This is a genomic window from Cyclobacterium jeungdonense, assembly GCF_010994275.1.
GTDB lineage: Bacteria > Bacteroidota > Bacteroidia > Cytophagales > Cyclobacteriaceae > Cyclobacterium > Cyclobacterium jeungdonense.
In genome coordinates this window covers 14635-27205 of record NZ_WMCD01000004.1, presented here as the reverse complement: position 1 = coordinate 27205, position 12571 = coordinate 14635, and the positions used below count along the sequence as shown (strand labels likewise).

Sequence of the window (12571 nt, the reverse complement as noted above, 5' to 3'; positions counted from 1 at the left end):
ATCAGTCGCCAAGTCCCAAAAGGTAAGCTGCCTCTTTGCTAATTCTGTCCAAGGTGGCAGGTCGTATATACTGCTTTTGATCGGTTTGCTGAATTTGGTCTCTACGGCAAAAATAGCTATGAATAGCCCTTCTGGGAGAGGAAGTCTGATTGGTGGTTCCTCCATGCCAGGTGTGGGAATTAAACACGATCACCGACCCCGCTGGGGCTTCAATGACGATTTCATCGGGATGAGAATCCATGGGATCATCCATTTCCTCCTGAGGTAAACTGGTTTTCAGGTGGGTTCCGGGAACGACCCTGGTCGCTCCATTTTTTTGGTGAAAATCATCCAGCAACCAAATGGAGTTGCACACCTTAAAGTCCCCATTCTGAATTGCTTCAGGCCAATCGGCATGAAGTTTCTGAAGTCCGGCACCCGGTAGGGCTGAGCGGAAATTTAGCGAGGATAACTTGAATGAAATTCCCAAAACCCAGGAAATAGCAGCCAATACTTTAGGATGAGTGTAGAAAAGATCGAATTCCGCTCCTTTGTTGACAAGATCTCCTAATCGTTCGGATCCTGGTTCTTTTGGGTGGCGGATGTTTGGAGACTGTACTAATTCGATCCCTGCCTGGTCCCCTTCCTTTTCGAGCAACTCCTGAATTTTGTCACGTAATATAGTCACGGTTTCATCTGAAAGTAATTTTCCCAAATTAAGGTACCCTTCCCTTTGTAGAAACTCTTTTTCAGCTTTGGAAAGGAGATTTTCGTGAACGCCCAGTTGTTGAAGTGTTTGTTGTTGCATGTTTTCGATTATTTTGCCACCCAAATCATTTTATTTTGTAGCCTTTTTGATATTCAGGAAGATGTCATTTTTTTGTTGCAAAAAGGAGCATTCGCCTGGAAGACCAGGGGATTTGATACCCGCAGGTGCTTCTGGCCCATACCAAATGTGCTCTTTGGGATAATGAATAAAGATAACGTACTCAGGATAGAAAAACAATGCCCTTATTCCAGTCTTTTTAATCGGCTAAGGAGCGGGGGGTGGGAGTAATTGACAAAAACATACAGGGGATGGGGATTGATATCCGAAAGGTTTTTGGCCGAAAGGGTTTTGAGTGCTTCAGCTAGAGGCTTTCCGGCATAGGTGAGTTTGGCAAAATCATCCGCTTCATATTCATGCTTCCTGCTAATCAAATTCATACCTATTCCCAGGATCATAGACAGGGGAGATACCAGCATGGTAAAACCCACGATATTTAGATGAATGGAGGAGATGTTGCCTCCCAGGGCAAAACTAATTTGTTCATTAAAAATAACCAATGACAACAAGTATAGAATAATTCCTGTTTGCAGAATCCCCGTTACCAATCCGGTTTTTATATGGCCTTTTTTGTAATGCCCAATTTCATGCGCTAATACAGCCACAAGTTCATCCGGAGTATGCTGCTCTATAAGGGTATCGTATAACACCACTTTTTTTCTTTTTCCAATTCCTGAAAAAAAGGCATTTGCTTTAGAAGATCGTTTGCTACCGTCTATGATAAAAACATTTTCCAGAGAAAACCCTACGGATTGCGCATAATTAAGGATGGTGTTTTTCAGTTCTCCATCCTTTAGCGGAGTCAATTTATTAAAAAGAGGTAAAATAAGGGCGGAATAAAACTGGTTAACCAATACAATAAATAAAGCCGAAATGAGCCAGAAAATCCACCAGAAATCATTGCCAATTTCCAAAACCAACCAAAGCAAAACGAATAGTAGGGTTCCCCCAACTACTATGGATAGCAGGTACCCTTTGATTTTATCAGCAAAGAAAGTTCTGACCGTAGTATTGTTAAACCCATATTCCGCTTCAATCCTGAATGTATGGTAATAGTCAAAAGGTATGGAAAGGATATCTGAACCGATAAACAAAACGCCAAAGTAAGCGATGGATAAAACCAGGTCTGAAAAACCAAATTGCCTCAGCCACTCATCCAGCCATCCAAAAAAACCGAATTGTAAAAAAACAAGGGTAAGGGCAAACGTAAAAAGGCCGGAAACCAATCCGAAATAGTAGTTTGTATTTTGATATTGTTTGCTTCGCTTTAGTTTTTTCTCATCCAGGTATTCCTCCAGTGTTCCTGGGACGGGTCCTGTTTTTCGCCTGACATTCAGGAAACTTATCGTCTTTTCAAATATAAAGGAAAGACTGATTATCCCCATTAAGAGGTACTTAATTGTATCCTGGTCCATCCTGCAAAAGTATTAAAATTTAGGACAAGGAAGAATGGTATCTCTTTTTCTGGGAGCTCCGGGATTATTGGGAGGGAAGACGTAGGAAATACTGATCTCATGTGCGCCTCCGGATTGAATTCCTAACTGAGACACGGTGTAGTCAAAACTGTAGCCTATATTTAAACCCGTAGGTAAATTAAAACCGGCCATGAGGACCAGCGCATCGCGGTTGCTTTGGTTTTCGATGGGTTTATAGGGAAGCCCCCGGTACCACAGGCCAAAGACCACCGGTTCCAGATAAATGTATGCCCCAACATCCAATTGTTCAAAAGGTCCTTGCCGCTTGTAATTGATGGTTGGGGTAAAATACCGTTGACGGTAGGTGTGCGTAAAATCCCTGCGTGGAGAACCTCTGCCCAGTGAAATCCGATAACCTGTATGAATGGAATACTTAATGGGTAGGCGACTTATTCCCTCTTCAATAAAACTTTGGTTGGGTTGGTTCACGTGGTGTGTGGAAAGTCCGAACCAGAAGTTATCCGTAAAAACCAACCCTCCGACGGATAGGGAAAGTAAGTTTACCGGTTCGCCAAAACCCTGCAGGTCATTACCGGGGAGGATAGGGCCAAAGGGGTCGGTTGGATTAATTTGATTGGCAAAGACCAAATTTTCATAAAAACCAATATCTCTTCTAAGGTAACTAGCCTGAAATCCAGGTCTCAGGTACAGGTTGTCCGCAAGCTTTAATTCATAAGAAAGCATCCCGGATACGTGGGTGGAACGCAATCCTGCAGCACCCTCCGTGTCGTTGGTTACCAAAAATCCGACACCTGTGTTGTATTCTTCTAAAAATGTATCCGCATAGGCAGAAAATGTGGAAAAACTTGCTTCCAATCCCGGCCATTGATTTCGGTAGTTTACCCCTACCCTGGTAGCCAGTTCGGAGCCCGCAAAAGCGGGATTCAAATAAAGGGGAGCCGCGTAATACTGGCTGTATTGCGGGTCCTGAGCAAAACTCGTCCCTGTGATACACACGGAGACAAGGGCTAAAAAAACTATACGTATTTGTGACTGAAACAAAGATTTATTCGTTTATTGGATACCAGACAGTTTATAAACGTTTTACTGCTTTCCAGTGTATGTAAAGCAGCATGTAAATTATGAAATCTAACTATTTTAACAACATAATTGATTTTATTTTTAGAGCAATATTTTTACTTATTGGACTTTGCGCCCCTTTTTTGAGTCATTCCCAAGGTTTTAACGAAAATGAATGGATATTCGGTTACTGTGAAGGCGGAGAAAATAGTTACCTCACATTTGGCAAGGACCAAACGGCCCGTGTAGCCACGCTGCCCGGAAATATTACGCTTGGAAAGGCCAATTCTGCTATGGCCATAGATCCTATTACAGGAGAAATTTTATTTTACACGGACGGTGCCCTGGTATATAATTACCTAAACGAAGCCATGCAGGGAGTAGTCGGCGAACTGGGTGGCGTGGAAACTGCCAGGCAATCCGTGGCCATAGCTTCCTTGGATTTCGATCCGGAACCGGGTGGAGCAAAGGAATTTTATATTTTTTATATCAGTCCCGCTGGTGAGCTGGAATACAGTTTGGTAAATATGAATGATCAGGGCGGCGCCCCTTCTAACCAGCCACCTGCCGGTTCAGTTTCAGCAGGAGGAATTATTGGGGATGCTGAGGGTCCTGTTCTGGTCGTGAAATCCGGAAGTTCCCCGAACTACCTGTTGAGTTTTGAAAACGGCGAATTGGTAGCCAGACGTGTGGAAGAAATGCAGGGTGAATTTGCCGAAACAGCAAGAACACCCTTGGATAATACTCCTGCAGCGATTCTCTATGACGAGGATTCCGGTACCTTGTATTTGCTACCGGAAGACGCCGGTGAAGACCTAATTTCTCTTTCTTTTGATACCGCTTCCGGAGTTTTTGGCTCGCCCGAAACGTTACCCGATACAGGAGGCGAAGAACCAATTGGCGGTTTGACAGTATCACCAGATGGGGATTTTCTGTATTATTCCCAGGGAGATGAGCTCATTCGGTATTTTATTGGGGATCCTTCGGTCGTAGATCCGGAGCCCGATCCTTCCGAAATACCCGATTCCGGTGCGGTCAGCCTTCCCCTCGCCAATGAAATCCATGCTATATACGATGTAAAAAATGGTCCGGACGGACAACTTTACTACATATACGAGGAAGTAGAAGGCGGACCTCAATACATAGGTAGGGTAACTAATCCGAATGAATGGGTTCTGGCTGATGTTGATATAGAGGAATTACCCTTTAACGGGACGGATTTTTGTGGCACTGTTTTTCCACAGTTTGCTCCGACCATCGATGTGGATCCCATGGCAGATTTTACCTGGGAACCGGAGATGCCCTGCATGAATAACCCACTTCAACTTACCAGTGTCATAAGTCCTATGAACTACCAACCGGTTAGTTTTGAATGGGAAATTTTGCCGCCGCTTACAGATGAGGAAGGAGAGGAAATAGAAATGGACCTGAATGCCGAACATTTGCTACTTCCAAGAGATGCCACTTCTGAACAACAGGTGACGGTAAACCTAACGGTGACCTATCCCAATGGAGAGACCAGCAACGTCACCAAGAGCATTACCTTTACCGAAAATAATTTAACGGTCCAGTTTAATCCTGCAGATACCACCCTCTGTGAGCCCTCCTGTTTGGATCTGATGCCACTGGTAGAAGCCCAAAGCGGGGAAGAAGGAGGTCAAGGTGGTGGGCAGCCTGGAGGACAACCTGGAGGCGGCGGTATTGGCGGAATTCCTGGTGTGGGACAGCAGCCCGGTGGTGGGCAAGGCCAAAGTCAGCAAAATTACGAGTATTTTTGGTCCAATAAGCGAGAAGAAGGCTGGGGGCCCGAAGCTCCAAATGAAATATGCCGACCTGGTTTTTACTGGGTATTGGTCAGGGAACAAGGTTCCACCTGTTATGCCTATGCGAGCATACGGGTAAAAATGTGGGATGTGGATGACCAAACCAATAATATATGGTATTTTGGCGACGGTGCAGGCCTTGATTTCAATCCCGATCCGGACAATCCGGATGGCCCTACTCCCAGACCTATCGAATCTCCTCACCCTCACAATATTCCCGCGGGGGTGACCACAGTATCCGATCAGGCAGGACAGGTATTGTTCTATACCGATGGAGAGACAGTCTGGGACTTGAATGGAAACCCGATGCAAAATGGCGAAAACATTGGAGGGGATAACCTATCCACCGGAAGTGTTTTGGCGATTCCTGTAGCCTCGGATGAAACATTGTATTACCTTTTCACCACTCAGCTTGGAGCCGGAGGTGAGAATGAGGTAAACTATTCCCTGGTGGATATCAAGGGAGATAATCCTCAGGGAATTGGAAACGTCGTTACAAAGGACAATTTCTTGTTTAGCCCCGCAACTGAACATTCCGCTGCGTTCAATTCCGGCGACACCACCTGGGTAGCATTTCATGAAAAGGGCACAGATGCCTTCCGGATGTACCCCGTTTCCTCAGAGGGGATCGGGCAACCGGTATTTAATTCAATTGGGGGTAATCATGACTATGGGGACGGAATCGGTACCCTTAAATTTTCAGCAGATGGCAGTAAACTAGCGGTAACTTATACCGAAGGAGGTACTAATTGGGTGGAAATATTTGATTTTGACCAGAGCACCGGAGAAATGACACTTTATGCCACGTTGGATCTGGGATCTGACGGAGAAGTATATGGATTGGAATTTTCATCGGATGCTAGTCGTTTGTTTGTATCCTACCGAAACGGCGGACCGGGGGTGGAGGAGTTTTTTGTGCAAAGCGCCGAAGAAACCGATGAGACGGATCCTGATAATCCAGTGACCAGGACCTGCCCGGAATGTTTTGAAACTGCTACCAATCAGGCTGCCATAGAAAGCTGTATTCTGGATAGCAGAGCTACTATTTCTGGAACTGGCGGACTGGATTTGGGGGCCTTGCAGATAGGACCAGACGGCCAGATTTATGTAGCGGTAGTCGGTTCCAATTTAATTGGTCAGGTTCAGATTGGATCAGGATGTACCCCTTCCACCTTCAACCAAAATGCCGTCGATGCCATGCCTGGAACGGCAAATTTAGGGCTTCCAGCTTACGTACAAAATTCAGGCAGTAACATTCCCGACCCTAGCCTGAATGGCCCGGACCGGCTTTGTCTTTCCGATGAAGAAGGAGCCGTGGGTTTGTTTGAAGGTGGGGGTGAACCTGATATAGACACTTATAACTGGACCATTTTCAACGAAGAAGGAGAAATGGTTGATGAATTTCTAAATGGGGGAGAAGAATTCCAGGATTTGGAATATGCTTTCGATACGGTTGGTGTATTTACAGTCCAACTTGAAGTAGATCGATGTGGTACTCCCTGGGAGGAAGTATTTTCGATGGAGGTGGAAGTAGTCGCTTCTCCGAAAATAATTCTTCCTGATGAGTTGTCGCTTTGTGGTGATATAAAAAATTTGGTTGCTGTGGACCCGGAAGATCCACGCCTGGCTGAATATGAATTTATTTGGGAGAATGCTGCCGGGGAAATCATCGCTACTACCAATGAAGTGGAAGTGACTGAAGAAAGCATTTATACCGTCACGGTGGCGTATGCCTTGCCCGATGGGGCAGATGGCGAGCTTTTTGAAACCTGTCCTGTAAGTCAGTCGGTATTTGTAGGTCCGCCATTCGAATTTGAGTTGGAGCAGTCGGCAGATGAAGTTTGTTTTGGGGACCAGGTAAGTTTCAATCCGGACACCCCTGTTTCAGGATTATGGTCCATTCGGCCTGCAACAGGCGGAGCTTACGATTTACTGGGAGAGACGCAGGTATTGGAGTTGAATACCGGTGATCTGGATGGGCCCGGGGAGTTTGAGTTATTGTTCCAGACCGAGGACCCTTTGGATAGTACATGTACGGTGGAGAAAACCACCCCATTAACGGTAAATCCCATCCCTACCTATACCGTCACAGCCACTTCTCCTGCGCAGAGTTGTGAAATTGGTGATGGCAGCATTCAGATAGAAGCGGGATCTGCTTTGGACAGTTTGGTTTCTGAGTCTACTGGTGAAGTATTTGCTGCATTGGAGACAGGGGACGAAATCACTGTTAGCGGGCTTGCTCCAGGCAGCTATATCTTTTCCGGCTATTCAGGTGCCTGCCCAAGTTCCCAAGTAGTAGTAATTGAAAATGCCAATCCTCCCTCAGATGTGCAATTTTCCGTACAGGCAGAACCGGAAACCTGCCTGGATGAGGGGTTTCTGGAAGGGGCAGTATTGATCATTTTTCCAGCAGGGGAGGCCTCCGGTAATTACCAAATATTAAATTTGGGGACCGGAGAAGAAGTGACGGCAGCCTTTACGGACCAAGATAGCATCCGGGTTAATTTACCGCAGGGCGATTATTTGGTAGAGATTTCAGATTTAGGCGGATGCGCGGTACCCGATCCGGAAACGTATACCATCGAAACTGGAAATCAGGTAGAAGTCAGCTTAAGTAGTCCGGGTCTTTGTGGCGGCGTGTTAACTACGGAAATCGTAGCGGATGCAGACTTTTCACAGGTGGATTCCATTGAATGGTTTTATCAGGTGGGTTCAATTAGTACCCAAATTGATGGAGCCCGTGATTCGGTGTTGGTGGTAGATCGTCCCGGAATTTATGAAATCCGGCTAATCAATGCATCGGGTTGTATTTTGGGTACTGAAACGATTGATATTCCTTTTTCGGATGCAGTACCCCCTCAGTTAGAAGATATCTATGAAATTTGTCGATCCACAGATAATTTAATTTCCTTGAACGTTGGGAACTGGGCAAGTTACGCGTGGTCGCGAAATGGAACCCTTGTAAGTGAGGCATCCGAATTTGTTCCGGATGCAGAAGGAGATTACGAATTGATAGTTCGTGACGATGCTGGATGTGAATTCCTACTGGATTTTACGGTTAATGAAATCTGTGAAGTCGATGTGCGGTTTCCAAATGCGCTGAGGCCAGGAGACCCGTCAAGGAATTTCGTGATCTATACCCAGGGTGAGATAGATAATCTGATGGTTTACATTTACAACAGATGGGGAGAATTAGTTTATTTTTGCGAAGAGGAAAACGTAACCGAAAATGTGTCGGTTTGCAGCTGGGATGGGATAGTAAATGGCACTAAAGTTCCTATTGGAACATATCCGGTGGTTGTGAAGTTTACCAATGAAGAACAAATGATTCAGAAAACAATAAGAGACGCCATAGTAGTTATCGATTAATTTATGATAGTATTGATTTCACCCGCAAAAACATTGGATTATAGCAGTAGCGAAGTTTCCATTAGCTCCCAGCCTCAATTCCAGAAAGAGGCCAGAGAATTGGCCGGGATTATGAAAAAAAAATCCGCTCAATCCATCCAGAAGCTTATGGGGGTTAGTGAGAACCTTGCCGCCCTTAATGAAGAACGTTACAAACATTTTGTGGATGAATATACCCGGGAAAATGCCAAACAAGCTTTACTGGCGTTCAAAGGAGATGTGTACATGCATATCGATGTGGATTCATTCACCGAAGAAGATTTTAATTTTGCACAGGAACACCTAAGAATTTTGTCCGGCTTGTATGGTTTGCTCCGACCGATGGATCTCATTCAGCCTTACCGGTTAGAGATGGGAACCCAACTAAAGACCAAAAAGGGGAGTAACCTATATGATTACTGGGGAAAAAAGATCGCTGATTCTATCAATACAATTTCCGATGGGCAGCCAGTGGTAAACCTGGCCTCAAAGGAGTATTTTAAGGCTGTAGATAGAAAAGCGTTGAAATCTCGGATTATCCATCCAGTGTTTAAGGAGTTTAAAAGCGGGACCTATAAAAATATCGGAATTTTCTCGAAACAGGCGAGGGGAATGATGACGGATTTTATAATCAAAAATAAACTAACAGATCCCGAAAAATTAAAAACATTTCAGAAGGCTGGTTACGAGTATGCTGAAAATAAGAGTACTTCCGATGAATGGGTTTTCATTCGGTGATTCCTTTTTTGATTCATGGAAAAAAACAACCCAACTATTTTCAGACCTTCAGTCGGTTTGGTATCATATCTGCTATCAATTTATTGATAAGTTTAGCACATAACAGATCAATTGTTTCTAAAAAGCTCAGGTGTCAGTTCGGTTTCTAATTATGTTTTTCTCAATACCGGCAATGGTACTTGCCGGCTTTGAGATTAATGAAGGCCTATCAAAGATCGATTTTATCGAACCCCTTTTGGAAGGACCGGGGGGAGTGTGTCTGAATGGCGGTTTTGCTTATGCAGATTTTTCAGCAGGTGGTGATCCGATTACAGACCGATATATTTGGAGTATTACCGATGCTACAGGATTTGAGATATTCTACGAGTCAGGTGGTGAGGAGTCCAGTGAAATCTCTTTTCCCTTTACCTCTACAGGCCTGTTTACGGTCAGTTTGCGAGTAATAAGGGGTGGTAATCAAAACTACTATCAAGAATCACAAACCGTTACAGTAGAACGTGGGCCCTCCTTTGTGTTGCCTCCTGATGTGGTTTATTGCGGCAGCGAGCCGGTGATGTTGCAAGCTCTGGATCCGGTGGACGCGAATAGCGGAAGGTATACAATAGAGTGGCTCAACCCGTCCAACGCCGTGATTGGAACTGGAAACACCTATCTTGCCACGGAACCTGGCAGGTATTACGCAAAGGTTAGTTCAGTGGCCTGTGAAGCTGTTGCCACCACTTTTGTAGGGCCTTCCATTTCCGTCAATGTGGTGCCTTCGGCTTCTGTGGCTTGTTTAGGCAGTACGGTTAATTATCGTCCCGACGCTCCCTACCTTGCTTCCTGGTTTTTCCAAAAAAATGGGTCGCCGGAAAAAACGTTTATTGAAGATGCCTTCGAACTGACACTCGATACAGACGAACTGGACGGGGTGGGAGCTTATACGGTTTATTTTAGCATAGAGGATCCCGATAGACCAGGTTGTGACGTGGAGTACGCTTTTGATCTTGAAGTTAGAAATGCCCCGGATTTTACGGTTACCAAGTTAAGTGATGCTGAAAGTTGCCAATCGCCCACAGGGGTTATTGAGATCCAGGCCAATTCGCCGCTCAATTCTGTTAGAATTGCAGGAGGGGAAGAAGTCATTATCAACCAGATTGCTGCAGGAGAAAAGAGAACCATTACCGGTCTTGAACCAAAGATCTACACCATTACTGCCAGTGCAGGTTCTTGTGATGTTACGCGATCCATTAGTATCGAAAATGAAAATCCAGCAGAAGGTATTGATTTTGAGGTTACCTCAGTTCCTTCCACTTGCTCTAATACAGGACTAGCAAGTGGCGTACTGTTTTTGGATTTTATGGGGTTGTCGGTTTCAGGTACGTACCGTATCGCAGGCGAAAATGGCAGGATCTATGAAGGGGATTTCCAAAATGAAACCCGCGTGGAAGTAGAAGTACCAAATGGAAGCTACACTGTGAGTGTGAGTGATGAAAATGCCTGTAGCAGTACCAAGTCGCAAACATATAGGATGATAGGTGCCAGGCAGGTCAGTTTCTCGGTTCCCGCTGAATTAAACGTTTGTCAGCGGTATTCTCTTGCTCCCGATACCGGCCAAGCCCTTTCATTCCAAATGCTCGCTCCTGATGGTAGCGAGGTAGCCTTGGAGGAAGAGGGGTTCCCCATTGACCAAGCCGGGACTTACCGCCTGATTGGCCGACCGGAAGATGCTGCTTCCACCCTTTGTCCCAGGACCAGATTAATAGAAGTGACTGTCAACGAACCGTTGGAATACGATGTCAACCAACGTATCATCAACTGCTTTGGAAACCAAATATTTGGCGTGGAGCTTTTTGGAAAAAATCCCAATGAGGTTATTATTCGTTGGATGACTGAAGACAGAACCATTTTGGCAAGGGAATTGGAATTTTTCCCCCCTTCCACAGGCAATTTTCTATTGGAAGTACAGCCCCGCGGAAGTAGTGCCTGCCCCGTGGCTCCTATTACTTTTGAAGTTACTATACCTGAGAACAATGCCTCCGCTTTCATTGAGGGCAGCCCTATTTGCGGAGAAGGCGCTGTATCGGTGTTAAAAGCCGAGGTAACAGGAGAGACAGTAGATAAGGTGGAGTGGTATAAAATAGACGAAAATGGGGACAATACCTGGCTTTTTGAGTACGACGACCAGTTAGAAATGGAGGTAGATGAGCCTGGCGTTTATGAACTGGTTTTGAGAAATGAAATTAATTGCAGGCTGTACGGTGCGGTGTACGAGGTGGAAGAAATAATTCCTGCACCCATCGATTTAGCAAATTCCTATACTTTATGCAGTGCTGAAAACCGTAGACCCACGCTTGAGCCGGGTGATTTTGAAGCCTATGCATGGTATCTGGAAGATAGTTTGCTGAGTGAATCAGCCAGCTACATGCCCTCGTCACCTGGAAATTACCGGCTGGAAGTGGTGGATGCTTCGGGCTGCCCTCTGGAACAGGCGTTTTCTGTAGAAGAAAACTGCTTCATTTTGATCCGATACCCAAATGCACTTGTGCCCGGGGATCCTCAAAGGGAGTTTACGGTCTACGCAGCACCCGAAATAGATCGGGTGGAAGTATTTATTTACAACCGAAACGGGGCGTTAATTTTTTATTGTGAAGAGTTAGACGGTGGTCAGGCAAGTCCTGCCTGTTCATGGAATGGATTCATAAATGGAAATAAGGTCATAGATGGTACCTATTCGGTAATCGTAAATTACAGTAGTGACGACCTGGGAATTGAAAAATCGGAGAAAAGGTCACTTACCGTTATTGGTAATTGATGTAATTAGGTGGTTCGATATTTTGGAGTCGGAGAAGTACAATCATCTGTGCGCGGTGGTGGCTGACATGATCCGCCAGAAGTAGGAGAAATTGCCTTTTGGTACGAATAAAGGAAGCGTAGGAAACAGTTTCATCAAGCTTTTCCGGGTCAAATTCACCAATTAAAATGGCAGCACGCTCAAACTCATGGGAGACCAGTTGTATCAACTGTTTCTTGCTTTTACCTTCGGGTTGGAAATCCTCCCATCGAATACCGGAATTACTACCTCCAAATTTACTAAAAGCATGCCAGTCAATGATTGCCCCTACATGCATCATCTGTTCGGCAAAGTTCATTCCCTCTGGGTAGGGAGTTTGGAAATAGATTTCTTCAGGCATTGCATTGGCAACTTCAATAAAATAATTCCTGGATTGTTCCCATCTAATCAAGAAATCTCTTAGAAAAGAGTCTTCCTGGCTCATGGAAGGGGAGATCCCCAGGAACATGAGGAAAATGAGATAAATCAGTGACAATTTCATTTTTATTGG

7 protein-coding genes are annotated in these 12571 nt (G+C 45.1%); 3 read left to right on the top strand and 4 right to left on the bottom strand.

The window, feature by feature from the left end; translation table 11 throughout:
- Position 1: 1 nt before the first annotated feature.
- The 3 genes from GKS34_RS09615 to GKS34_RS09605 form a co-directional block, all read right to left on the bottom strand.
- Positions 2–787 carry a phytanoyl-CoA dioxygenase family protein gene (locus GKS34_RS09615; RefSeq protein WP_163384607.1) on the bottom strand — a complete coding sequence of 262 codons (786 nt, stop codon included), beginning with the start codon at positions 785–787 and terminating at the stop codon, positions 2–4.
- Between the two features lie 203 nt (positions 788–990).
- On the bottom strand, positions 991–2220 hold the full coding sequence (locus GKS34_RS09610) for a M48 family metallopeptidase (RefSeq protein WP_163384606.1): 1230 nt from the start codon (positions 2218–2220) through the stop codon (positions 991–993).
- Between the two features lie 12 nt (positions 2221–2232).
- A complete protein-coding gene (locus tag GKS34_RS09605; RefSeq protein ID WP_262888567.1) occupies positions 2233–3267 on the bottom strand; it encodes a PorP/SprF family type IX secretion system membrane protein in 1035 nt (344 codons plus the stop codon).
- A 95-nt stretch (positions 3268–3362) separates the two neighbouring features.
- Between GKS34_RS09605 and GKS34_RS09600 the strand changes: the two genes are divergently transcribed.
- The 3 genes from GKS34_RS09600 to GKS34_RS09590 all read left to right on the top strand — a co-directional run bounded on the left by GKS34_RS09600 (position 3363) and on the right by GKS34_RS09590 (position 12042).
- Positions 3363–8492, top strand: a complete 5130-nt coding sequence (locus GKS34_RS09600) for a T9SS type B sorting domain-containing protein (protein WP_163384604.1) — start codon at positions 3363–3365, stop codon at positions 8490–8492.
- A 3-nt stretch (positions 8493–8495) separates the two neighbouring features.
- Entirely contained in the window at positions 8496–9248 is a 753-nt protein-coding gene (yaaA, locus tag GKS34_RS09595; RefSeq protein ID WP_163384603.1) for a peroxide stress protein YaaA, read from the top strand.
- 151 nt (positions 9249–9399) lie between these two features.
- Positions 9400–12042, top strand: a complete 2643-nt coding sequence (locus tag GKS34_RS09590; protein ID WP_163384602.1) for a T9SS type B sorting domain-containing protein — start codon at positions 9400–9402, stop codon at positions 12040–12042.
- Here GKS34_RS09590 and GKS34_RS09585 read toward each other — a convergent pair.
- Entirely contained in the window at positions 12029–12562 is a 534-nt protein-coding gene (locus GKS34_RS09585) for a DinB family protein (RefSeq protein WP_163384601.1), read from the bottom strand. The two genes, GKS34_RS09590 and GKS34_RS09585, sit on opposite strands and share 14 nt — an antisense overlap.
- Positions 12563–12571 lie beyond the last annotated feature (9 nt).